Source organism: Streptomyces sp. NPDC038200, assembly GCF_055600785.1.
The window spans coordinates 689,893-711,929 of record NZ_JBVJYH010000001.1 but is presented as its reverse complement, the minus strand read 5'-3'; the positions used below and the strand labels follow the sequence as shown (position 1 = coordinate 711,929).

Here is a 22,037-nt window from a genome sequence, read left to right as displayed (position 1 = left end):
AGAAGGAGATGCTCGTGCCGTCCATCGACGTCGTCGTAGCCCGGGAAATCCTGGACTCCCGAGGCAACCCCACGGTCGAGGTCGAGGTCGGCCTCGACGACGGCAGCACGGGTCGTGCCGCCGTCCCGTCCGGCGCCTCCACCGGCGCCTTCGAGGCCATCGAGCTGCGCGACGGTGACCCCAACCGCTACCAGGGCAAGGGCGTCGAGAAGGCCGTCCTCGCCGTCATCGAGCAGATCGGCCCGGAGCTGGTCGGCTACGACGCCACCGAGCAGCGCCTGATCGACCAGGCCATGTTCGACCTGGACGCCACCGACAACAAGGGCTCCCTCGGCGCCAACGCCATCCTCGGCGTCTCGCTCGCCGTCGCCCACGCCGCCTCCGAGGCCAGCGACCTCCCCCTCTTCCGCTACCTGGGCGGCCCGAACGCGCACCTGCTGCCGGTGCCGATGATGAACATCCTCAACGGCGGCTCGCACGCGGACTCCAACGTGGACATCCAGGAGTTCATGATCGCCCCGATCGGCGCGGAGTCCTTCTCCGAGGCGCTGCGCTGGGGCACCGAGGTCTACCACACCCTGAAGAAGGTCCTGAAGAACAAGGGCCTGTCCACCGGCCTCGGCGACGAGGGCGGCTTCGCCCCGAACCTCGGCTCCAACCGTGAGGCCCTCGACCTCATCCTGGAGGCCATCAAGGAGGCCGGCTACGCCCCCGGCCAGCAGATCGCCCTCGCGCTCGACGTCGCCGCCTCCGAGTTCTACAAGGACGGCAAGTACCTCTTCGAGGGCAAGGAGCGCTCCGCCGCCGAGATGACGGAGTACTACGAGGAGCTGGTGGCGGCCTACCCGCTCGTCTCCATCGAGGACCCGCTGTTCGAGGACGACTGGGCCGGCTGGAAGGTCATCACCGACCGTCTCGGCGACAAGGTGCAGCTGGTCGGCGACGACCTGTTCGTCACCAACCCCGAGCGCCTGGCCCGCGGTATCGAGGAGGGCACCGCCAACGCCCTGCTCGTGAAGGTGAACCAGATCGGTTCGCTGACCGAGACCCTGGACGCCGTCGAGCTGGCCCAGCGCAACGGCTTCAAGTGCATGATGTCCCACCGCTCCGGCGAGACCGAGGACGTCACCATCGCCGACCTGGCCGTCGCCACCAACTGCGGCCAGATCAAGACCGGCGCCCCGGCCCGCTCCGAGCGCGTCGCCAAGTACAACCAGCTGCTGCGCATCGAGGAGATCCTCGACGACGCCGCGGTGTACGCCGGCCGCAGCGCCTTCCCGCGCTTCAAGGGCTGACCCCACCGGACCCCACCAGGGTCAAGGCTCAGCCAGTCGTACGTACGTCCCCGTACTCGGTCCCGTACCGTGTGCGGGGACGTACGCACGTGAAGGGGAGGCGGGACATGGCCGTGAAGGACCGGGACCGGTTCTCCACCGCGACCAGGCTCAGGCTGCTCGGCGAGCAGACCGCGGCGCGTGTCTATCGCTCCCAGACCCGGCGGCAGGCCCGCCGCTCCCGGCTCACCGGCCGCGCGGCGCTCCTCGCGCTGGTGCTGTGCTCCCTGGTCGTCGCCCTCGCCTACCCGATGCGGCAGTACGTCTCCCAGCGCGCGGAGATCGCCGACCTCCAGCGGCAGCAGGAGCGGGCCCGCCAGCGCGTCGAACAACTGCGCGACCTGAAGGCACGCTGGCAGGACGACGCCTACGCCGAGCAGCAGATCCGCCGCCGGCTGCACTACGTGAAGCCCGGCGAGACCGGGTACGTGGTGGTCGACCCGGGCGCGGCCAAGCAGTCCCGCGCCGACCTCGGGGCCGCCCACCGGCCCTGGTACGCGAACGTCTGGGACGGGGTCGACAAGTCCGACGCCTCCGATCAGTGAACCGACAGAAAGACAGCCGAAGACAGTCATGGAAACGCCTCCGCCGCCCACTCCGCGTACCGAGCCGACCGACGCGGACGTCGAGGCCTTCAAGCAGCAGCTCGGGCGTCCGCCGCGCGGGCTGCGGGCGATCGCGCACCGGTGCCCCTGCGGGCAGCCGGACGTCGTGGAGACGGCTCCGCGGCTGCCGGACGGTACGCCCTTCCCGACGACGTACTACCTGACGTGCCCGCGCGCCGCCTCCGCCATCGGCACGCTGGAGGCGAACGGCGTCATGAAGGACATGACCGAGCGGCTGCAGCGCGACCCCGAGCTGGCCGCCGCCTACCGGGCCGCGCACGAGGACTACATCCGGCGCCGGGACGAGATCGAGGTCCTGGAGGGCTTCCCGAGCGCCGGCGGCATGCCGGACCGGGTGAAGTGCCTGCACGTGCTGGTGGGCCACTCGCTGGCCGCGGGACCGGGTGTGAACCCGCTCGGCGACGAGGCGATCGCCATGCTGCCGGAGTGGTGGCTCAAGGGGCCGTGCGTACAGCCGCTCGTGGCGCCCGACCCGGCGGACGAGCACCCCGGCGAGGAGGGCGCGGTCTCGGACCCCGCAGAGGCCCGAGGCGGGGCCTTCACCGCCAGGCCGCCGGTCCCCGAGGGCTTCTCCCGCGTCGCCGCCGTCGACTGCGGGACCAACTCCATCCGGCTGCTCGTCGCCGACGTCGACCCGGCCGGCGGGGAGCTGCTGGAGCTGGACCGGCGCATGACGATCGTGCGGCTCGGCCAGGACGTGGACCGCACCGGCCGGCTGGCGCCCGAGGCGCTGGAGCGGACCTTCGCGGCGTGCCGTGAGTACGCCGACGTCATCCGCGAACTGGGCGCGACCAGGGTGCGGTTCGTGGCCACCTCGGCCTCCCGGGACGCGGAGAACCGCGACGACTTCGTGCGGGGCGTGCTCGGCATCCTCGGCGTGGAGCCCGAGGTCGTCACCGGCGAGCAGGAGGCGGAGTTCTCCTTCACCGGCGCCACCGCGGAACTCGGGGACCGCGACGACGCGGGCGTGCAGCGCTCGTCGATCGAGGACGCCGGCGGGCGGCGGGCGGGCGACCTCCCCCGGCCCTACCTCGTGGTGGACATCGGCGGTGGCTCCACCGAGTTCGTCGTCGGCGACGACCATGTGCGCGCCGCCCGCTCGGTGGACGTCGGCTGTGTGCGGATGACCGAGCGGCACCTGGTGCACGAGGGCAAGGTGAGCGACCCGCCCACCGAGGAGCAGATCGCCGCCATGCGGGCCGACATCGAGGCCGCCCTGGACCTCGCCGAGGAGACGGTCCCGCTGCGCGAGGCGCGCACCCTGGTGGGCCTGGCGGGCTCCGTCACCACGGTCTCCGCGATCGCCCAGGAACTGCCCGAGTACGACTCCGCGCGCATCCACCACTCCCGGATCTCCCGGGACCGGGTCCGCGAGATCACCGAGTGGCTGCTGCGTTCCACGCACGCCGAGCGCGCCGCGGTCCCGTCCATGCACCCGGGCCGGGTCGACGTCATCGGCGCGGGCGCCCTCGTGCTGCTCGCGATCATGGAGCGGACCGGGGCCGCGGAGGTGGTCGTCAGTGAGCACGACATCCTCGACGGCATCGCCTTCAGGGCGGCACAGGACGCGCGGGAGGACCAGCCCCGCGGCTGACCCGTGCCGACGCGTGACGGGCCCCGGCTCCTCGGGCAGAGGGGCCGGGGCCCGTCGTCGTGCGTCCCGGGGCGCGGGCGGTGTGCGGCGGGCGGGGCGGAGCGGGCGCCTCGGTGCTCCGGACCGTGGCTCAGGTCTCTTTTATTACCGATCGGTAGCCTGCGGCTGAGCAGTCCCGTTACCGTATGAGCGCCCCGACGGAGGGGTGACACGCCGCCGAGCGAGGCCGCTTCGGAAAACTTCGTGAAGTTCTTCACAAGGATTTCCGTCGGACCGGCCCCCCAAGAGGGGCCCATTGGCCCTTCCGGGGGCCCAAGAGCCGTTTGAACATGTTCAGATGGGGTGTGCGGGAGGGCGGCGGAGGGGGTTGTTCCGAGGGAGTCACGACATCCTCACCGTGGCCCCGAGGGCCCGGAGAAGCAGCTCACGCGGCATTGACAACGGGGCGAACCGCCCCGCGGTTCCTTCCGGCCGACATGACCTGCGTCACGCGGGCCGCGGAGTTTAACACAGGGCCTGTCGAAGCTTGTGAAGGGGCGCACGAGCACCCCTGCCGAGGCGGGTGGATACTCGATGGCATGAGCACCACGGAGCGTCCCAGGATCCTCGTAGTAGGCGGTGGGTACGTAGGCCTGTACGCAGCTCGGCGCATCCTCAAGAAGATGCGCTACGGCGAGGCGACCGTCACGGTCGTCGACCCCCGGTCGTACATGACCTACCAGCCCTTCCTCCCCGAAGCCGCCGCCGGCAACATCTCCCCTCGCCACGTCGTCGTCCCGCTGCGACGCGTGCTGCCGAAGGCGGAGGTCCTCACCGGTCGGGTCACCACCATCGACCAGGACCGCAAGGTCGCCACGATCGCCCCGCTGGTGGGCGAGGCGTACGAGCTGCCCTTCGACTACCTGGTCATCGCCATGGGCGCGGTCTCCCGCACCTTCCCGATCCCCGGCCTCGCCGAGCAGGGCATCGGCATGAAGGGCATCGAGGAGTCCATCGGCCTGCGCAACCACGTCCTGGAGCAGCTGGACAAGGCCGACTCCACGACCGACGAGGAGATCCGCCGCAAGGCGCTGACCTTCGTCTTCATCGGCGGTGGCTTCGCGGGCGCGGAGACCATCGGCGAGGTCGAGGACATGGCCCGGGACGCCGCCAAGTACTACAAGAACGTCTCCCGCGAGGACATGCGGTTCGTCCTCGTCGACGCCGCCGACAAGATCCTGCCCGAGGTCGGCCCCAAGCTCGGCCAGTACGGCAAGGAGCACCTGGAGAGCCGGGGCGTGGAGATCTACCTCTCCACCTCGATGGACTCCTGCGTCGACGGTCACGTCGTGCTGAAGAACGGCCTCGAGGTCGACGCCAACACGATCGTGTGGACGGCCGGCGTCAAGCCGAACCCGGCCCTCGCCCGCTTCGGTCTGCCCCTCGGCCCCCGCGGTCACGTCGACTGCGAGCCGACCCTCCAGGTCAAGGGCACGGACTACATCTGGGCCGCCGGCGACAACGCACAGGTCCCGGACCTCGTCGGCCGCAAGGCGGGCAACGAGAACGCCTGGTGCCCGCCGAACGCCCAGCACGCGCTGCGCCAGGCCAAGGTCCTCGGCGACAACGTGATCTCCGGCATGCGGGGCTTCCCGCAGAAGGACTACGAGCACGCCAACAAGGGTGCGGTGGCCGGTCTCGGCCTCCACAAGGGCGTGGCGATGATCGTCATGGGCAAGGTGAAGATCAAGCTCAAGGGCCGTCTCGCCTGGTACATGCACCGTGGCTACCACGGTATGGCGATGCCGACCTTCAACCGCAAGATCCGCGTCTTCGCCGACTGGACCCTCGGCATGTTCCTCAAGCGCGAGGTCGTCTCCCTCGGCGCCATGGAGAACCCCCGCGAGGAGTTCTACGAGGCCGCCAAGCCCGCGCCGGTCGCCGCCGCGAGCAAGAACGAGGAGAAGGCCAAGGCCTCCTGACCTCCTGCGGTCGCCGAACCATCCGAAGGACCTCCCGCCATCCGTGGTGCGGGAGGTCCTTCGGCGTTCCCGGCGGCCCATCTGCATGGCACGTACAACTGTTTTGCACAGTTGTAACTCCTTTGCGGGACTGCGCGAAGTACCTCTCGGTGTTTACGTGGTAACCGGCATCCGGGATCGTCGTCTTGGAGGTGTGCGCCATGGCCGAAGCCGCGCAGCGGCTGAGGAGTCTTGCCGAGCAGGTGCTGGGAGTTCCGCTCCCGGTGCGGTTGCGAGCCTGGGACGGCTCGGTGGACGGGCCGCCGGACGCGCCCGCCCTCGTCATCCGCAACCGTCGAGCCCTGCGCCGCATGCTGTTCAAACCGGGCGAGTTGGGACTCGCCCGTGCCTGGGTCGCGGGCGACCTGGACATCGAGGGCGACCTGTACGCCGCGCTCGACGCGGTGGCGTCCCTCGTCTGGGAACGGGGGGACGACGCACGGACCCTCGTCCAGGCCGCGCGCGACCCCGCCGTCCGGGCCGCCGTCCGGGACCTGCTGAAACTGGCGGGACCGCCGTTCCCGCCCGCCCCGCCGCGCGAGGAGGTCCGCAGACCCCGCCGACGCCTGCACACCCGCCGCACCGACAAGCGGGCCATCAGCCACCACTACGACGTCGGCAACGACTTCTACGAGATCGTCCTCGGCCCGTCCATGGTGTACTCGTGCGCCTACTGGGAGGACGCCGGCACCCTGGAGTCCGCCCAGCGCGACAAGCTCGAACTGATCTGCGCCAAACTGGGCCTGAAGGAGGGGCAGCGGCTGCTCGACGTGGGCTGCGGCTGGGGCTCGATGGCCATCCACGCGGCCCGTGAGCACGGCGTGAGCGTCGTCGGGGTCACGCTGTCCCAGGAACAGGCCGCGTACGCCCGCAAGCGCGTCGCCGACGAGGGGCTGACCGACCGGGTGGAGATCCGCGTCCAGGACTACCGGGACGTCACGGACGGCCCCTTCGACGCGATCTCCTCCATCGGCATGGCCGAACACGTCGGCGCCGAACGCTACCTCGCCTACGCGAACCAGCTGTACGCCCTGCTCAAGGACGGCGGACGGCTGCTCAACCACCAGATCGCCCGCCGCCCGCAGGGGGACGAGGCGGCGTACGCGGTCGATCCGTTCATCGACGCCTACGTCTTCCCCGACGGTGAACTCGCGCCGATCGGCACCACCGTCACCCAGCTGGAACGGGCCGGGTTCGAGGTGCGGGACGTGGAATCCATCCGCGAGCACTACGCCCGCACCCTGCGCCGCTGGGTGATCAACCTGGAGGCCGACTGGGACCACGCGGTCCGGCTCGCCGGCCCCGGCCGCGCCCGTGTCTGGCAGCTGTACATGGCCGCCTCCGCGCTCGCCTTCGAACGCAACCGCATCGGCGTCAACCAGGTCCTCGCGGTCCGCACCCCCGAGCCCGGCGCCTCCGGCCTCCCGCTGCGCACCCGCACCTGGAACGCCTGACAGCCGGCCCGGCACCGGCACCGGTACGACGGGAGGGGCCCCGCAGCCGCGGGGCCCCTCCCGGTGTCGTACGGCCGCTGCCGTACGGCTACTCGGCCTTGATGGCCGTCAGCATGTTCAGCCGGGCCGCGCGGCGGGCCGGCCACAGGGCGGCCAGGATGCCGACCGTGCCCGCCAGCAGCAGGAAGACCGCCATCCGGCCCCAGGGCAGGACCAGCTCGTACGTCGGCATCTTCGTGCCCAGCAGCTCACCGGCCGCCCAGCCGAAGAACACGCCCAGGCCGATGCCCAGCACTCCGCCGAACAGGGAGATCACCAGGGACTCCAGACGGACCATCCGCTTGACCGCCCTGCGCTCCAGGCCGATCGCGCGGAGCATGCCGATCTCCTGGGAGCGCTCGAAGACGGACATGGCCAGGGTGTTGACGACACCGAGCACGGCGACGATCACGGCCATGCCGAGCAGGCCGTAGACCATGTTCAGCATCAGCGTGAACATCTTCGCGATCTCGTGAGAGATGTCCTGCCTGTCCTGCACCTTGACGGCCGGGTTGGAGCCGAGGGTCTTCTCCAGGGTGTCCTTGGCCGCGTCGGAGGGGCCGTCGGCGGTCTTGACCATGACCTGCATGTCGGCCGGGTCGCTCAGGTGCGGGGTGAGGACCTTGTTGTCGAGGATGATGCCGTTGAGCATGTCGTTGCCCTCGTACACCCCCGCGACCGTCAGCCGCTGCGCCTTGCCGTCCTCGAAGTGCGCGGTGAACCGCGAACCGGCCTTCCAGCCGAAGTCCTTGGCCCGGTCCTCGTCCACGACGACCCGCGTGCCGCCCACCGAGAAGGAGCCGTCGGTCACCTTCAGGTCCGTCAGCTTGCCGATCGCCGCGCCGTCGACGCCGGTCAGGAACTCCGTCTCGCCGTCGATGCGGGACTCGCCGTTGCGCAGCGGGCTGCTCTCGGTGACCCCGTCGGCGGCGGCGAGCTTCCGCGCCATATCGGGGGAGAGCGGGCCGCGGTTGGCCATCGAGACGACGTAGTCGGCGCGGATCGCCGAGCTGGCCATCTTGTCGATGGACGTCTGCAGGCTGCCCGCGATCACCGTCATGCCGGTGATCAGGGTGAGACCGATCATCAGCGCGGAGGCGGTGGCCGCGGTCCGGCGCGGGTTGCGCACCGAGTTCTGTCGGGCCAGCTTGCCCGACACCCCGAAGGCGCGCAGCACCGGCGAGGCGGCGGCGACCAGCGGCCGGGACAGCAGCGGGGTCAGCACGAACACGCCGATGATGAGCAGGACCGCGCCGATGCCCATCGCGCCCTGGCCGGAGTCGGCGTTCATCCTCGTGCCCGCGAGGACCACCGCGATGCCGGCCGCGGCGAACAGCGAGCCCAGCGTGTTCCGCAGCACCAGCGACTTGGTGGTCGCCTTGGCGTGCACGCTGCTCATCGCCGCCACCGGCGGGATCTTCGCGGCTCGCCGGCCGGGCAGCCAGGCGGCGAGCATGGTGATGAGGATGCCGACCGCCAGGGCCGTCACCACCGTGCCGGGGCTGATCACCAGCGGTCCGTCGGGCATGCTCGCGCCGAGCGAGCCGAGCAGGGCGCGCAGGCCCGCGCCGATGCCGACACCGGCGGCCAGACCGGTGACCCCGGCGACCGTGCCGACCGCGAACGCCTCGATGAGCACCGAGCGGGTGACCTGGCGGCGGGAGGCGCCGACCGCGCGCAGCAGGGCCAGCTCGCGGGTGCGCTGGGCGACCAGCATGGTGAAGGTGTTGGCGATGATGAACGTGCCGACGAACAGCGCGATACCGGCGAACACCAGCAGGGCCTGCTTCAGGCCGCTCATGGACGCGGAGATCGCCTGGGCCTGGTCGTCGGCGAGCTGCTCGCCGGTGGTGGTCTGCACGAGCTTCGCGGGCAGGGCCTTGTCCAGCGCGGCCTTGAGGGCCGGCTGGCCGGTGCCGGCCGCGGCCCGCACGTCGATCTCGTCGAAGGTGCCCTTCTTGCCGAACAGGGCCTGCGCGGTCGGGGTGTCGAACAGGGTGAGGCTGCCGCCCGCGGCCACGTTGCCGTCGTCGGTGGTGAAGATGCCGCTGACGGTCGGGGTGAGGACCGGGCCGTCGACGGAGAGGCGCACGGGGTCGCCGACCTTCAGGCCGGCGCGCTCGGCGGTCGCCGAGTCGAGCAGCACCTCGTCCTTGCCGTGCGGGGCGTGGCCGCCGACGAGCGGGTAGCGGGGGTCCTCGGTGCCCCAGTAGTTGCCACCGGCGGACTGCCAGTCGCCGCCGACGAGCTTGCCGTCCTTGCCGGCGACGGCGGTGAAGCCGGTGACCACACCGGTGGCCGAGGCGGCCCCCGGCACCTTGGCGGCCTTGTCGAGGAGGGCCTGGGTCAGCTCGGGGGTCTTGCCGACCTTGTCGCCCTCGGAGTCCTGGTACTCGGGCCGTACGGCGACGTCGACCAGGTCGAAGCCCTTGGCGGAGCTCTTCTGGTAGGCGTCGGAGAGGGTGTTGGTGAAGACGAGCGTCCCGGAGACGAACGCCACGCCGAGCATGACGGCGAGGACGGTCATCAGGAGGCGGGCCTTGTGCGCGAGAACGTTGCGCAGGGCGGTGCGGAACATCAGCTGGTACGGCCCTTCGCGTCGAACTGCTTCATGAGGTCGAGCACGGAGTCGGCGGTGGGGCCGTACACCTCGTCGACGATCCGCCCGTCCGCGAGGAAGATCACGCGGTCGGCGTAGGCCGCGGCGACCGGGTCGTGGGTCACCATGACGACGGTCTGGCCCAGTTCGCGCACCGAGTTGCGCAGGAAGCCGAGCACCTCGGCGCCGGAACGCGAGTCCAGGTTCCCGGTCGGCTCGTCACCGAAGATGATCTCCGGCTGGGAGGCCAGGGCCCGGGCGACCGCCACACGCTGCTGCTGGCCGCCGGAGAGCTGGGAGGGCCGGTGGCTCAGCCGCCCGGACAGCCCCACCATCTGGATGACCTGATCCAGCCACGCCCGGTCCGGTTTCCGCCCGGCGATGTCCATCGGGAGGGTGATGTTCTCCAGGGCGGTCAGCGTGGGCAGCAGGTTGAACGCCTGGAAGATGAACCCGATCTTGTCCCGGCGCAACTTGGTGAGCTGCTTGTCCTTCAGCGAGCCCAGCTCGGTCTCGCCGATGCGCACCGACCCGGAGGAGAAGGTGTCCAGACCGGCCACGCAGTGCATCAGCGTGGACTTGCCGGAGCCGGACGGCCCCATGATCGCGGTGAACTCGGCCTGCCGGAAGTCGACCGAGACCCGGTCCAGGGCGACCACCCGGGTCTCACCCTGCCCGTAGATCTTCGACAGCTCCGAGGCGCGTGCGGCCACGGCGGTGGTCCGGCCGGCGGTGGGTGTGGTGGTCACGGGGGAGTGCTCCTGTCGGGACGACGTGTGTTCCTGGGGACCGCTCCATCGTCCCGGCGCCGAAAGCGCCTGTAGTCAGTCGCTGTTCCGGTTCCGGGGGGCGACCCGGGTCGCACGGGAGGCCCCCGTGTCATACCTGGGGAGGACGGCCGACCCCGACAAGGGGAGGGCGCCGGAGGACCGTCGACTCGTCGAGAACAGGTGGAACGCCCTTGTTCGGACGGTGAAATTCCGTCATTTCGTGTGCGCGCGTACACCTGTCACGTCACGCTATTGGCAAGTGCGGATGGCGCGTTCCGCGGGCTGATGCACCCTCAGACCTCAATAAAATAAGACAACATCGGTCCACCCATCCGCTGTTCGGGGGACGGGTCCCGATAGGCTCAGACCCTCGATGCGGAGCCCATGGCCTGCCCGGATGGTGGAATGCAGACACGGCGAGCTTAAACCTCGCTGCCCCTTCGCGGGCGTGCCGGTTCAAGTCCGGCTCCGGGCACCTTCCGCCCTTGAATTCATCCCTCTCCCACCCCTTCGCGCCCCCTTCGAACCGCTGCGCGACCGTTGACAGCGGCGCCCGTGCGGTCGGAGACTCGCGGCCAGGCGGAAGTGAAGGAAATTTCACCAGGCGAACCCTGGGGCCACGGCAGCGCCGTGGGCCGACGGCGGGGGAGGGGACGGCCGATGCGCACCACCGTGGGGATCATCGGAGCGGGACCGGCCGGACTGCTGCTCGCGCGGCTGCTGCACCGGGCCGGCGTCGACGCGGTCGTCCTGGAGCGCCGCGACCGCGCCCACGTCGAGCACCGGCAGCGCGCCGGGATCCTGGAGCAGGGCACGGCCGACGCGCTGCGCGCCGCCGGGGCCGGGGACCGGATGGACCGGGAGGGGCTGCGGCACGACGGGATCGAGCTGCGCTTCGACCGGCGCCGGCACCGGATCGACTTCCCCGCGCTCACCGGCGGCCGGTCCGTGACCGTCTACGCCCAGACCGAGGTATGCAAGGACCTCGTCGCGCTCCAGCTGAAGGAGGGCGGGCCGCTGCTGTTCGAGGCGGAGGCGCTGGCGGTGGAGGGGGCGGAGAGCGACCGGCCGCGGATCCCCTTCCGGTACCAGGGGTGCGAGGACGTGCTGGAGTGCGACTACGCCGTCGGCTGCGACGGCTTCTGGGGCGTGGCGCGCAAGGCGGTCCCGGCCGGCGCCTGCCGGGTCTTCGAGCGGACGTACCCCTACGCCTGGCTCGGCATCCTCGCCGACGTCGCGCCCTCGCACGACGAACTCGTCTACGCCCGTCACGAGCGCGGCTTCGCCCTGCTGTCCATGCGCCCGCCCGTCACCCGCCACCGCCCTCGCGGGGACGCCGCGTCGCTCCCCGTCGCATCGTTCGTCTCCCGGCTCTACCTCCAGGTGCCCGAGGGGACCGAGGCCGGGCGGTGGAGCGACGAGGAGATCTGGGACGAGCTGGAGCGACGCTTCGAGACCGACGACGACTGGCGGCTGGAGCGCGGGCCCGTCACCCAGAAGTCGGTCACGCCCATGCGCTCCTTCGTGCACGAGCCGATGCGGCACGGCCGGCTCCTCCTCGCCGGCGACGCCGCCCACATCGTGCCGCCGACCGGCGCCAAAGGGCTGAATCTCGCCGTCGGCGACGTCGTCACCCTCGCCCGGGCCCTCGTCCACGAACAGGAGACCGGCTCCGCGGAGCTTCTCGACGCCTACTCCGCCACCTGTCTGCGCCGGATCTGGCAGGCCGAGCGGTTCTCCTACGACATGACGACCCTGCTGCACCGCGCCCCGGACGCCACCGCCTTCGACGACCGCCTCCAGCTGGCCCGGCTGGAGCGGATCGTCTCCTCTCCCGCGGCCGGGGCCGACCTGGCCGAGGCGTACACAGGGTTTCCGCTCGGTTAGCCGTGCGTCCATGGCCGGGAATCAACCGCCCGCGTAGCGTGTTGCGCAGCACGGCAGGGGAAAGATCCTCCTCAAGTATCATGGTCGATCCTTTGCCAATCCATTACTCTTGAGGCCAAGGCTGCGCTCGGCAGCCATGGAGGAGTGAAATGAGGAGCAGCAACCCGGTCTTCTCGCGACGGGGGTTCAGCCGCGACAACGGCTACGCCGGCTTCAACACCGCACCGCAGGCCGGGTACGCACAGGGCAACCCCTACGCGCAGAACCCGTACGCGCAGAACCCCTACGCACAGGGGGACGTCCAGCACGGCGCCCCGCCGCAGGCCCCGGCCGCCACCGGCCGGATGACCATGGACGACGTCGTCGTCCGCTCGGCCCTCACGCTCGGCACGGTCGCCGTCGGCGCCGTCCTCGCCTGGGCGCTGCTGCCGGTCTCCGGCACCAGCTACGGTCTGGCGGTCGGTTCCGCGCTGATCGCGTTCGTCCTGGCGATGGTCCAGAGCTTCAAGCGGACCCCGTCGCCCGCGCTGATCCTCGGGTACGCCGCCTTCGAGGGGGTCTTCCTCGGCGTCCTCAGCGAGATGTACAACAGCCGCTGGAGCGGGGCCCCCTTCCAGGCGGTGCTCGGCACCATGGCGGTCTCCGGCGCGACCCTGCTGATCTACAAGGCCGGCTGGATCCGCGTCACCGCCCGCTACGCCCGCATCGGTCTCGCCATCGCGATGGCCTTCCTGGTGGTCATGGCCGTCAACCTGCTGCTGGTCGCCTTCGGCGTCGCCGACGACGGCGGACTGCGCAGCTTCGGCCCGCTCGGCGCGCTCGTCGGCATCATCGCGATCGTGCTCGGCGCGTTCTTCCTGACCCTCGACTTCAAGCAGATCGAGGACGGCATCGCTTACGGCGCCCCGCGCAACGAGTCCTGGCTCGCCGCGTTCGGCCTCACCATGACCCTGGTGTGGATCTACGTGGAGATGCTGCGGCTGGTGGCGATCTTCAGCAGCAACGACTAGCGCGTTCGCCGGTCGTGCGAGGGCCCCGGGCAATTCGCCCGGGGCCCTTCGGCGTTCAGAGCAGCTTGCGGGCCGCCCTCCTCAGGTCGTACTCGTGCACGAGCGCCTTGGCGTGGCCGTACGCCAGGTCGTACTCGTGCCGGAGCCAGCTGACCTTCTCCTCGAAGCGGAACAGTGCGGGGCCTTCTTCGACGGTGCGCAGCCAGTCGGAGACCTCACGACCGGTGCAGTGCGGGATGCGGGCGAGCAGATTGCGGTGGGTCTCCTCGGAGAAGACGTGGGACATCGGCGCCTCCGAACGCAAAGGGGATGTAAGCCGGTCCTTCAGGTCACCGTGCCTGAGCGTTCGCGTATTGGCAACAGTGCGGCGGGTTACGCTCGGCGCGTGGTTGATACGACGCCCTTGACCCAAGCAGTGGAACACTTCGCCGACAGGTTGCGCGCGGCGCCGCAGAGCCGGCTTCAGCGGAGCGCCGCGGCGGAGGCTCTCGCCCTGGCCAGGGAGTTGTCCCGGTGGGCCCAGGCGGTGGAGGAGCCCGGGAGCGAGCCTCGGGAGATGCCGGACGCCGGGATGTTCGCGGCGGCGGATCAGATCCTCGTGGCCGCGCACGACTTGGCCGTGCTGCTGGAGACCGACGACCAGGTCGCCGAAGCCGTGCGGCTGGTGGAGGAGGCGCGGCGGAAAGCGGGGGTCTGAGGCCGGAGCGCCGCCGTCGGTTCCGTCGCGGTCCGCCGCGCCCGCACGGCGCGGCGACACGGCTCCGCGCCCCGGAGGGACGCGGTCGGAGCGGCGTGGTCAGAGCGACGCGATGACCCTGTCCGCGAGGATGTAGACCATGTCCTCGCCGCACGCGAACGTGAGGGTGTAGGCGCCGGAGATGCCCGAGCCGCCCAGCAGGTACGGGGTCTCGCCCGACTCCAGGGAGGCCGCCAGGCGCTCCGCCGTCTCGCGGTGCCCCGGCGTCATGCACAGGGTGGTGCCGTCGGCGAAGACGTAGACGTCGAGCGTGCCGAGCGGGCCGGGACGGACGTCGGAGAGTTCGGTCCGCTCGGCGGCCAGCTGTTCCAGGGTGGTCACCGTGCGCTCGTGGTCGTTCACGGCCGACGACTGCACCGGCACGAAGTCGGGGTGCGAGGGGTGCCGGCGGCGGGCCGCGGCGAGTTCCGGGGAGTCCCCGGAGAACTCGTCGGCGTCGACGGGTGGCTCGGTCACCGGCTCCAGCGGCTCCAGGCCCAGGAAGTCCGCCTGCCGGGGCAGGAACGGATCGGCCTCGGGCAGGCCGAACAGCGAGGGCGCGTCGGAGGCGTCACGGGCCTCCTGCGCCGCCCAGAAGGCGCGGGCCTCGGCCAGCTCGCGCTCCCGCTCCTCGGCGAGCGCCTCGGCCACGGCGGCGCGTATCTGCTCGGCGTCCGCCGTCGTGCGGGCGTTCGGCAGCAGGGCGCGGGTGGTGGCCGCCTGGTTCTCGGCGAGCTGCCGCTGCAACTCCGTGAGCTGCCGGCGCAGCTTCAGGACGGTGCGCAGGACGGCGACACCCACGGCACCGGTGGCAACCGTGGTGAGCAGGAGGGCGATCGGCATGGCGCTCACTGACATACTCCTGGTTCAAGTCGACCCCCGACTTCCTACATCAGCTTGAAGGGCGGACTAACCAGCTGTCAGTGCGTAACGTCACGAAACGGACAGGACTTTGGCCTTGTGGTTTCGTCGTACGCCGTGCTGACCTGCGCTGACCTGCACCGATGTGCCCGGTGAGCGAGATAGGTCACATCCTGGGGGAGATTGGATCACGGAAAGGCCCAGAACCTTGGAGTCTCCTCGGTTCCGGGCCCTTCCACGACCTGACGTGCGTGATCCGCTACGGACGGTGGGTCAGCTGAGGCGCTCGATGACCATCGCCATGCCCTGGCCGCCGCCGACGCACATCGTCTCCAGGCCGAACTGCTTGTCGTGCCACTGGAGCGAGTTGATGAGCGTGCCGGTGATCCGGGCGCCCGTCATGCCGAAGGGGTGGCCGACGGCGATGGCGCCGCCGTTGACGTTCAGCTTGTCGATGTCGATGCCGAGGTCCCGGTAGGACGGGATCACCTGGGCGGCGAAGGCCTCGTTGATCTCGACCAGGTCGATGTCGTCGATGGTGAGGCCGGCGCGGCGCAGCGCCTGCTTGCTCGCCTCGACCGGGCCGAGGCCCATGATCTCCGGGGACAGGCCGGAGACACCGGTCGACACGATGCGGGCGAGCGGGGTCAGGCCCAGCTCGCGGGCCTTGGTGTCGCTCATGATGACGAGGGCGGCGGCGCCGTCGTTGAGCGGGCAGCAGTTGCCGGCGGTGACGAGCCCGTCCGGGCGGAAGACCGGCTTGAGCCCCTCCACGGCCTCCAGGGTGACGCCGGCGCGCGGGCCGTCGTCCTTGCTGACCACCGTGCCGTCCGGGAGGGTCACCGGGGTGATCTCGCGCTCCCAGAAGCCGCTCTTGATGGCCTCTTCGGCGAGGTTCTGCGAGCGGACGCCGAACTCGTCCATGTCCCGGCGCGTCACGCCCTTCCAGCGGGCGAGGTTCTCGGCGGTCTGGCCCATCGAGATGTACGCGTCCGGGACCAGCCCGTCCTCGCGCGGGTCGTGCCAGGTGGTGCCCTCCTGCTGGGCGACGGCGACGGTGCGGGCCTCGGCCTCGGCGAAGAAGGGGTTGTGCGTGTCCGGGAGGCCGTCGGAGCTGCCCTTGACGAAGCGGGAGACCGTCTCGACGCCGGCCGAGATGAAGACGTCGCCCTCGCCGGCCTTGATGGCGTGCAGGGCCATGCGGGAGGTCTGCAGGGAGGAGGAGCAGTAGCGGGTGACCGTGCAGCCCGGCAGGTGGTCCATGCCCATCTGCACGGCGACGATCCGGCCGAGGTTGTGGCCCTGCTCGCCGCCGGGGAGACCGCAGCCGAGCATCAGGTCGTCGATGTCCCTCGGGTCCAGCTCGGGGATCTTGTCGAGCGCCGCCCGGATGATCGTGGCGGTCAGGTCGTCGGGGCGCAGGTCCTTCAGGGAGCCCTTGTTCGCGCGGCCGATGGGGGAGCGGGCGGTCGAGACGATGACGGCTTCGGGCATCACGGCTCCAGTGAAAGGGGGTTGGGCAGGGGCGGTTGGGAAGTTACCCGGCCGTACCTGCGAGGTCATCGGTGTCGGGGTGTGACACTGACCGCAATTTACTAAGCGCTTGCTTGCCAGAGGAGGGGGCAGGACCCGGAGAACGGGCCCCTGGGCTCCCGGGACCGGGCCCCGGGAGGGCCGGGCAGACCCCCCAAGGAGGTCCACGCAGACCCCCAGGGAGGTCCGTGCAGACCCCCAGGGAGGTCCGGGCGGCCCCCTGGGAGACCGCGCGGGGCCCAGGGGGTCAGAGCGACGGGGTCGCCGGCTCCGCCTCGGGTACCCGCCGCCGGCGCCGGCGCTTCAGCAGTGCCCACGGACCCCGCGGCCCGGTCGGCATCGCCGCCGTCACCTCGGTGCCCGCCTCCGATGCGGCCTCGGCCGCCGCGCGCGCGACCGGCAGGAAGCCCTCACGCCGCGACGCGTCCGGCCGGTCCTCCTCGGCCGGCCACAGTCCCAGCGCCGCGCACACCGTGGGCAGGACCGCCATCGCCGCCGTGGCGTAGCCCTCCGCCGACGGGTGGTAGTTGTCCGGCCCGAACAGCTCCCGCGGATTCGCCTCGAACTCGGGGCCGAGCAGATCGCCCAGCGACACCGTGCGCCCGCCCTGCTCCACCACGCCGATCGTCTGGGCCGCCGCCAGCTGCCGGGACGCCCGCCGGGCCAGCCACCGCAGCGGCTGCTGCACCGGCTCGATCGTGCCGAGGTCGGGACAGGTGCCGACCACCACCTCCGCGCCGGCCGTGCGCAGCCGCCGTACCGCCGCCGACAGGTGCCGTACCGAGCGGGTCGGCGGCATCCGGTGGGTCACGTCGTTCGCGCCGACCATGATCACGCAGATGTCCGGGGCGGAGAGGGGGGAGGAGAGCACCAGGGAGACCTGGCGCTCCAGGTCGTCGGACTGGGCCCCGGGCTGCGCCACGTTCCGCAGTTCCACCGGGCGCTCCGCCACCGCCGCCAGCCCGGAGGCCAGCAGTGCCCCCGGGGTCTGGCCCGCCCGGTGCACCCCCTGCCCCGCGGCCGTGGAGTCGCCGAGCATGGTGAGGCGGAGCGGTGGTTCGCCGGGGATGTCGTACGCGTGGCCGTACACACCGTCGGCCATCGGCACCCGGCCGCCGCTGCCGTTGCCCACCTGGCGCCGCGCCAGCCGTACCTCCGCCAGCACCAGACCGACGACGGCCGCGCCGACCAGTCCGGCCCCGCCCCCGCCGTACGCCGCCCCGGCCGCGATCCGCCGGGCCACTCGCGCCCTCGACATGCTCGTCATGCGTCGCCGCCACCTCCTCGTAGCCGTACACCCTCTCCTTGCCCCGTACAGACCGTGCGCCAATCTCAACGGGGAGTGAACGGCCGACCCGGCCGCACCGCTGGCCTTAGGCTGGCGACACCACTACGAACACTTCTTTTGCGGCGACCGGAGACAACGGTGCAATTCCACGACTCGATGATCAGCCTCGTCGGCAACACCCCGCTGGTGCGGCTCAACAACGTGACCAAGGGCATCCAGGCCACCGTCCTGGCCAAGGTGGAGTACTTCAACCCGGGCGGCTCCGTGAAGGACCGCATCGCCCTGCGCATGATCGAGGCCGCCGAGCAGAGCGGGGAGCTGAAGCCGGGCGGCACCATCGTCGAGCCGACCAGTGGGAACACCGGTGTGGGTCTTGCCATCGTGGCCCAGCAGAAGGGCTACAAGTGCATCTTCGTGTGCCCGGACAAGGTGAGCACCGACAAGATCAACGTGCTGCGCGCGTACGGCGCCGAGGTCGTCGTCTGCCCGACCGCCGTGGACCCCGAGCACCCGGACTCGTACTACAACGTCTCCGACCGCCTCGTCCGTGAGACGCCGGGCGCCTGGAAGCCGGACCAGTACTCCAACCCCAACAACCCGCTCTCGCACTATCACTCGACCGGCCCCGAGCTGTGGGAGCAGACCGAGGGGAAGATCACCCACTTCGTGGCGGGCGTGGGCACCGGCGGCACCATCTCCGGCACCGGCAACTACCTGAAGGAGGCCAGCCAGGGGAAGGTCAAGGTCATCGGCGCCGACCCCGAGGGCTCCGTGTACTCCGGCGGGTCCGGACGGCCGTACCTGATCGAGGGCGTCGGTGAGGACTTCTGGCCGACCGCCTACGACCGCACCGTCGCGGACGAGATCGTGGCCGTCTCCGACAAGGACGCCTTCCAGATGACCCGCCGCCTGGCCAAGGAGGAGGGCCTGCTGGTGGGCGGCTCCTGCGGCATGGCCGTCGTGGCCGCGCTGGAGGTGGCCGAGCGGCTCGGCCCGGACGACGTCGTGGTCGTCCTGCTCCCGGACAGCGGGCGCGGCTACCTCAGCAAGATCTTCAACGACGAGTGGATGGCCGACTACGGCTTCCTGGAGGACGAGGGCCCCAGCGCCCGCGTCGGCGACGTCCTGAGCGACAAGGCGGGCGGCTCCATCCCGTCCCTGGTGCACATGCACCCGGAGGAGACCGTCGGCGAGGCCATCGAGGTGCTGCGCGAGTACGGCGTCTCCCAGATGCCGGTCGTCAAGCCGGGCGCCGGTCACCCGGACGTGATGGCCGCCGAGGTCGTCGGCTCCGTGGTCGAACGCGAGCTGCTCGACGCCCTGTTCAGCAAGCGCGCCTCGCTGGAGGACCCGCTGGAGAAGCACATGTGCGCCCCGCTGCCGCAGGTCGGCTCCGGTGAGCCGGTCGGCGACCTGATGCAGGTGCTGGGCGCGGCGGACGCGGCGATCGTCCTGGTCGAGGGCAAGCCGACCGGCGTCGTCAGCCGGCAGGACCTGCTGGCCTTCCTGGCCAAGGGCGGCAACAAGTAGCGAACGGCCGGTGAATCGCCCATGACCTCGGCGAACTCGCGGTGACCTGGGCCGATCGAGCCGTACCGGAAGTGGTACGAGCGTGTCACGTGCGCGCAGCACACGCTTAACACGGGTCCGGCAGATTAGTGAGTGCCGGCGGGCGGGAGCGGCTCCCCGCCCAAGCCGGCGCCGAACGGCGCCAAGGACCTCCGGAGCGGCTCCCGGACCTCCATGGACGCCACGGACGCGCAAGCCCGGCCTGACCCGGCCCGCGTCCCTCGCGGGGACCGCCGTCGTCCCGCCCCCCGGCAACGGGGGTGCGGCGGTCCCCGCGAAAGTTCTTTCCGGCCGGTGCGTACCCCGGTGGGCCCGGGTGCCGGTCACCCCGCCGGTCACCGTCCCCGCGACCCCGAGACCCCGCGATCCCGGCGCGGCACCGGTCAGCCGGTGTGGGCGGTCGCCCAACTCCCCAGCAGGGCGAGCCGCTCCGCCGTCTCCGAGCCCGGCTCCGGGACGTACGCCACGATCGTCTGCTCCGGGTCCGCCGGGACGGTCAGGGTCTCGTAGGGCAGGGTGAGCAGGCCCGCGACCGGGTGTCGCAGCCTCTTCACGCCGTACGCGCACTCGCTGACCTCGTGGTCCGCCCAGAGCCGGCGGAAGTCGGCGCTCTTCAGCGACAGTTCGCCGACCAGCGCGCACAGCTCGGGGTCGTCGGCGTACCGGCCCGCGCTCAGGCGCAGGTGGGCCACCGTCTGGGCGGCCACCGCGGCCCACTCGGGAAAGAGGTCCGGGGCGCCCGGGTCGAGGAAGACCTGCCGGGGCATGTTCCGCTCGGCCGGTGCCATCCGGCTGAAGCCGTTCACCGCGTCGCCGAGCGCGTTCCAGGCCAGCACGTCCATGCGGCGGCCCAGCACGAACGCCGGGGTGCGCTCCATGCCGTCGAGGAGGGCCTGGAGGCCGGGGCGGACGCGGGGCCGGGGAGCCGGCTTCCGGCGCTGCCGGCGCGGGCGTGCCACCGTGCGCAGATACGCGTGCTCGGTCTCGTCCAGCCGCAGCACCCGCGCGATCGCGTCCAGGACGGCGTCGCTCACGGTCGGCCCCCGGCCCTGCTCCAGCCGGATGTAGTAGTCGACGCTCACGCCCGCGAGCTGGGCCACCTCCTCGCGGCGCAGGCCCGGCACACGGCGCCGCCCGTGCACGGGCAGGCCCACCTCCTCGGGCCGGATGCGGGCGCGGCGCGAGCGCAGGAAGTCGCCCACCTCTGCTTCGGTCCAGTCCCCGTCCATGACCCGATCGTAGGGGAGCGGCACCGGTGCCATCCTGGTACTGGCAGACCCAGGAAAAGCGCATCCCTGGGTACGGCGGCCGGACGCGGTGACAGTGGTGTCAGCCGCCGGGGAGCCGCCCCGGCCAGCGATCCACGAGGGAACACCCATGTCGTACGCGAACCTGTCCGGCCGTACCGCCGTCGTCACCGGAGCCGCCAGCGGCATCGGCGAGGCCGTCGCCCTGCAACTGGCCGCCGAAGGGGCCCGGGTGGCGCTGCTCGCCCGGCGCGCGGACCGGCTCGAAGTGCTGGTGGACAAGATCAGGGCGGGCGGTGGCCAGGCGCTCGCGGTGACCGCCGACGTCACCGACGACGCCTCCGTCGAGGCCGCCCGGGAGCGGATCCACGAGACCTTCGGGGCCGTCGACCTCGTCGTCAACAACGCCGGTGTCATGCTGCCGAACCCGATCGAGGAGGGCCGGCTCGACGAGTGGCAGCGGATGCTCGACACCAACGTCACCGGGGTGCTGCGGGTCATCCGCGCCTTCGGCGCCGACCTGCTCGCCGCCGCGGCCCGGGGAGGCACCGCCGACCTGGTGAACGTCTCCTCCATCGGCGCCCACGTGGCCTTCCCCAACTACGCGGTGTACGGGGCGACCAAGGCGGCCGTCACCCATCTCTCGCAGACCCTGCGCGGCGAGTTCGGACCGCGGGACGTCCGGGTCACCAACATCGAGCCGGGGCTGACGCGGACCGAGCTGGCCTCGCACGTCACCAGCGAGAAGCTGGCCGGGGAGCTGGACGGCATGCTGGAGGCGATCGGCACGCTCTCCGCGGAGGAGGTCGCGGACGTCGTCGCCTACGCCACCAGCCGGCCCCGGCACGTGAACCTCCGCCAGATCGTGGTGCTGCCGACCCGACAGGCGTGAGCCCGCGGAACGGGCGGTCCGCTCAGTCGTCCCCGGCGGACCGGTCCGGGCCGCGGCGTCCCGCGAGGAGTTCCGGGTTCAGCCGTACGGCCTGCAGCGCGTTGACGCCGACGATGCCGATCCAGGTGACCACCGTCCCGGAGAACCCGGCGAGGGCGCCGGCGATCGCGGACAGCGGGATCGCCAGGACCAGCGTGAGCAGGGCGAAGCCGTACCGCTCGGGCCAGGAGTCGGCCGGCTTCGGCCGCCGGGACTCGCGGGCCGTCGCCATCCGCCGCTCGGCCAGCAGGCGCCGCACCCGGCGGTCCACCGTGTCGTCGATCCGCTGTTCGACCTTCTCCAGGAACGAGTCGACCAGGGCGGAGTCGTACTCCTCGCCCAGTTCCCGGCGGGCCCGCACGGTCGCGTCGAGGTCCTTGCGGAGGCCGAGGTCCGTCCTGAGGTCGGCGTCCCCCGGATCGAGTGTGCTCATGCGGGTCAGCCTAGGGAGCGGTCGGCCCGGCCGCACTGGGGCTAACCCCCCCGGTCCGGGGCCGGGAGGGCCACCGGCGCGGGGGCCGTGGCGGGCGGGGGCGGGTGCGGGCGGCTCGGGTCGTAC

General features: G+C 71.5%; 18 protein-coding genes and 1 tRNA gene. 11 read left to right on the top strand and 8 right to left on the bottom strand.

The window, feature by feature from the left end; translation table 11 throughout:
* Nucleotides 1-8: 8 nt before the first annotated feature.
* From eno to ACZ7KF_RS02930, 5 genes are all read left to right on the top strand, one after another.
* Nucleotides 9-1,295 (top strand): phosphopyruvate hydratase, encoded by a 1,287-nt coding sequence (eno, locus tag ACZ7KF_RS02950; protein WP_471068827.1) that lies wholly within the window; start codon nucleotides 9-11, stop codon nucleotides 1,293-1,295.
* Nucleotides 1,296-1,402: 107 nt separating this feature from the next.
* Nucleotides 1,403-1,879: an FtsB family cell division protein gene (locus ACZ7KF_RS02945; protein ID WP_471068824.1), complete on the top strand. Its 477-nt coding sequence runs from the start codon at nucleotides 1,403-1,405 to the stop codon at nucleotides 1,877-1,879.
* Between the two features lie 28 nt (nucleotides 1,880-1,907).
* The gene (locus ACZ7KF_RS02940; RefSeq protein WP_471068821.1) at nucleotides 1,908-3,554 is read left to right on the top strand and encodes a DUF501 domain-containing protein; all 1,647 of its coding nucleotides are present in this window, start codon (nucleotides 1,908-1,910) and stop codon (nucleotides 3,552-3,554) included.
* Nucleotides 3,555-4,132: 578 nt separating this feature from the next.
* The gene (locus ACZ7KF_RS02935; RefSeq protein WP_225822296.1) at nucleotides 4,133-5,515 is read left to right on the top strand and encodes an NAD(P)/FAD-dependent oxidoreductase; all 1,383 of its coding nucleotides are present in this window, start codon (nucleotides 4,133-4,135) and stop codon (nucleotides 5,513-5,515) included.
* 200 nt (nucleotides 5,516-5,715) lie between these two features.
* Nucleotides 5,716-7,008 carry a class I SAM-dependent methyltransferase gene (locus tag ACZ7KF_RS02930; RefSeq protein ID WP_471068818.1) on the top strand — a complete coding sequence of 431 codons (1,293 nt, stop codon included), beginning with the start codon at nucleotides 5,716-5,718 and terminating at the stop codon, nucleotides 7,006-7,008.
* Between the two features lie 88 nt (nucleotides 7,009-7,096).
* On the opposite strand, the gene ACZ7KF_RS02925 is transcribed toward ACZ7KF_RS02930, so the two are convergent.
* Together ACZ7KF_RS02925 and ACZ7KF_RS02920 are read right to left on the bottom strand one after the other, a co-directional pair.
* On the bottom strand, nucleotides 7,097-9,625 hold the full coding sequence (locus tag ACZ7KF_RS02925) for an ABC transporter permease (protein ID WP_471068815.1): 2,529 nt from the start codon (nucleotides 9,623-9,625) through the stop codon (nucleotides 7,097-7,099).
* A complete protein-coding gene (locus ACZ7KF_RS02920; protein ID WP_471068812.1) occupies nucleotides 9,625-10,395 on the bottom strand; it encodes an ABC transporter ATP-binding protein in 771 nt (256 codons plus the stop codon). Before ACZ7KF_RS02920 ends, ACZ7KF_RS02925 begins: the two co-directional genes overlap by 1 nt.
* 412 nt (nucleotides 10,396-10,807) lie before the next feature.
* Between ACZ7KF_RS02920 and ACZ7KF_RS02915 the strand changes: the two genes are divergently transcribed.
* The 3 genes from ACZ7KF_RS02915 to ACZ7KF_RS02905 all read left to right on the top strand — a co-directional run bounded on the left by ACZ7KF_RS02915 (nucleotide 10,808) and on the right by ACZ7KF_RS02905 (nucleotide 13,313).
* Nucleotides 10,808-10,891, top strand: a tRNA-Leu gene (locus tag ACZ7KF_RS02915).
* Nucleotides 10,892-11,076: 185 nt separating this feature from the next.
* Nucleotides 11,077-12,303, top strand: a complete 1,227-nt coding sequence (locus ACZ7KF_RS02910) for a 4-hydroxybenzoate 3-monooxygenase (RefSeq protein WP_471068809.1) — start codon at nucleotides 11,077-11,079, stop codon at nucleotides 12,301-12,303.
* A gap of 149 nt (nucleotides 12,304-12,452) precedes the next feature.
* The gene (locus ACZ7KF_RS02905; RefSeq protein WP_471068806.1) at nucleotides 12,453-13,313 is read left to right on the top strand and encodes a Bax inhibitor-1/YccA family protein; all 861 of its coding nucleotides are present in this window, start codon (nucleotides 12,453-12,455) and stop codon (nucleotides 13,311-13,313) included.
* 55 nt (nucleotides 13,314-13,368) lie between these two features.
* Here ACZ7KF_RS02905 and ACZ7KF_RS02900 read toward each other — a convergent pair whose 3' ends face one another.
* Complete coding sequence (locus ACZ7KF_RS02900; RefSeq protein WP_189814252.1) at nucleotides 13,369-13,599, bottom strand: DUF4287 domain-containing protein; 231 nt, start codon at nucleotides 13,597-13,599, stop codon at nucleotides 13,369-13,371.
* Between the two features lie 99 nt (nucleotides 13,600-13,698).
* Here ACZ7KF_RS02900 and ACZ7KF_RS02895 point away from each other — a divergent pair, with 99 nt between their 5' ends.
* Nucleotides 13,699-14,010 carry a hypothetical protein gene (locus ACZ7KF_RS02895; protein ID WP_471068803.1) on the top strand — a complete coding sequence of 104 codons (312 nt, stop codon included), beginning with the start codon at nucleotides 13,699-13,701 and terminating at the stop codon, nucleotides 14,008-14,010.
* 99 nt (nucleotides 14,011-14,109) lie between these two features.
* Here the strand turns inward: ACZ7KF_RS02895 and ACZ7KF_RS02890 are convergent, their stop codons facing one another.
* From ACZ7KF_RS02890 to ACZ7KF_RS02880, 3 genes are all read right to left on the bottom strand, one after another.
* A complete protein-coding gene (locus ACZ7KF_RS02890; RefSeq protein WP_471069563.1) occupies nucleotides 14,110-14,892 on the bottom strand; it encodes a hypothetical protein in 783 nt (260 codons plus the stop codon).
* A 291-nt stretch (nucleotides 14,893-15,183) separates the two neighbouring features.
* The gene (locus ACZ7KF_RS02885; protein WP_471068800.1) at nucleotides 15,184-16,404 is read right to left on the bottom strand and encodes an acetyl-CoA C-acetyltransferase; all 1,221 of its coding nucleotides are present in this window, start codon (nucleotides 16,402-16,404) and stop codon (nucleotides 15,184-15,186) included.
* 286 nt (nucleotides 16,405-16,690) lie between these two features.
* The gene (locus tag ACZ7KF_RS02880) at nucleotides 16,691-17,710 is read right to left on the bottom strand and encodes an SGNH/GDSL hydrolase family protein (protein WP_471068797.1); all 1,020 of its coding nucleotides are present in this window, start codon (nucleotides 17,708-17,710) and stop codon (nucleotides 16,691-16,693) included.
* A gap of 159 nt (nucleotides 17,711-17,869) precedes the next feature.
* On the opposite strand from ACZ7KF_RS02880, the gene ACZ7KF_RS02875 reads away from it, so the two are divergent.
* Complete coding sequence (locus tag ACZ7KF_RS02875; protein WP_471068794.1) at nucleotides 17,870-19,261, top strand: cystathionine beta-synthase; 1,392 nt, start codon at nucleotides 17,870-17,872, stop codon at nucleotides 19,259-19,261.
* 422 nt (nucleotides 19,262-19,683) lie between these two features.
* On the opposite strand, the gene ACZ7KF_RS02870 is transcribed toward ACZ7KF_RS02875, so the two are convergent.
* Nucleotides 19,684-20,529 (bottom strand): helix-turn-helix transcriptional regulator, encoded by an 846-nt coding sequence (locus ACZ7KF_RS02870; RefSeq protein ID WP_471068791.1) that lies wholly within the window; start codon nucleotides 20,527-20,529, stop codon nucleotides 19,684-19,686.
* Nucleotides 20,530-20,677: 148 nt separating this feature from the next.
* Between ACZ7KF_RS02870 and ACZ7KF_RS02865 the strand changes: the two genes are divergently transcribed.
* Nucleotides 20,678-21,439: an SDR family oxidoreductase gene (locus ACZ7KF_RS02865; RefSeq protein ID WP_471068788.1), complete on the top strand. Its 762-nt coding sequence runs from the start codon at nucleotides 20,678-20,680 to the stop codon at nucleotides 21,437-21,439.
* A gap of 22 nt (nucleotides 21,440-21,461) precedes the next feature.
* Here the strand turns inward: ACZ7KF_RS02865 and ACZ7KF_RS02860 are convergent, their stop codons facing one another.
* Nucleotides 21,462-21,911, bottom strand: a complete 450-nt coding sequence (locus ACZ7KF_RS02860; RefSeq protein ID WP_471068786.1) for a hypothetical protein — start codon at nucleotides 21,909-21,911, stop codon at nucleotides 21,462-21,464.
* Nucleotides 21,912-22,037: the final 126 nt, after the last annotated feature.

What these genes read in the sequence shown, in the direction of transcription:
- eno (WP_471068827.1), top strand. Translation starts at nt 9, where the DNA reads ATGCTCGTGCCGTCCATCGACGTCGTCGTAGCCCGGGAAATCCTGGAC.
- ACZ7KF_RS02945 (WP_471068824.1), top strand. Translation starts at nt 1,403, where the DNA reads ATGGCCGTGAAGGACCGGGACCGGTTCTCCACCGCGACCAGGCTCAGG.
- ACZ7KF_RS02940 (WP_471068821.1), top strand. Translation starts at nt 1,908, where the DNA reads ATGGAAACGCCTCCGCCGCCCACTCCGCGTACCGAGCCGACCGACGCG.
- ACZ7KF_RS02935 (WP_225822296.1), top strand. Translation starts at nt 4,133, where the DNA reads ATGAGCACCACGGAGCGTCCCAGGATCCTCGTAGTAGGCGGTGGGTAC.
- ACZ7KF_RS02930 (WP_471068818.1), top strand. Translation starts at nt 5,716, where the DNA reads ATGGCCGAAGCCGCGCAGCGGCTGAGGAGTCTTGCCGAGCAGGTGCTG.
- ACZ7KF_RS02925 (WP_471068815.1), bottom strand. Translation starts at nt 9,625, where the DNA reads ATGTTCCGCACCGCCCTGCGCAACGTTCTCGCGCACAAGGCCCGCCTC.
- ACZ7KF_RS02910 (WP_471068809.1), top strand. Translation starts at nt 11,077, where the DNA reads ATGCGCACCACCGTGGGGATCATCGGAGCGGGACCGGCCGGACTGCTG.
- ACZ7KF_RS02905 (WP_471068806.1), top strand. Translation starts at nt 12,453, where the DNA reads ATGAGGAGCAGCAACCCGGTCTTCTCGCGACGGGGGTTCAGCCGCGAC.
- ACZ7KF_RS02900 (WP_189814252.1), bottom strand. Translation starts at nt 13,599, where the DNA reads ATGTCCCACGTCTTCTCCGAGGAGACCCACCGCAATCTGCTCGCCCGC.
- ACZ7KF_RS02890 (WP_471069563.1), bottom strand. Translation starts at nt 14,892, where the DNA reads ATGCCGATCGCCCTCCTGCTCACCACGGTTGCCACCGGTGCCGTGGGT.
- ACZ7KF_RS02885 (WP_471068800.1), bottom strand. Translation starts at nt 16,404, where the DNA reads ATGCCCGAAGCCGTCATCGTCTCGACCGCCCGCTCCCCCATCGGCCGC.
- ACZ7KF_RS02880 (WP_471068797.1), bottom strand. Translation starts at nt 17,710, where the DNA reads ATGACGAGCATGTCGAGGGCGCGAGTGGCCCGGCGGATCGCGGCCGGG.
- ACZ7KF_RS02870 (WP_471068791.1), bottom strand. Translation starts at nt 20,529, where the DNA reads ATGGACGGGGACTGGACCGAAGCAGAGGTGGGCGACTTCCTGCGCTCG.
- ACZ7KF_RS02865 (WP_471068788.1), top strand. Translation starts at nt 20,678, where the DNA reads ATGTCGTACGCGAACCTGTCCGGCCGTACCGCCGTCGTCACCGGAGCC.
- ACZ7KF_RS02860 (WP_471068786.1), bottom strand. Translation starts at nt 21,911, where the DNA reads ATGAGCACACTCGATCCGGGGGACGCCGACCTCAGGACGGACCTCGGC.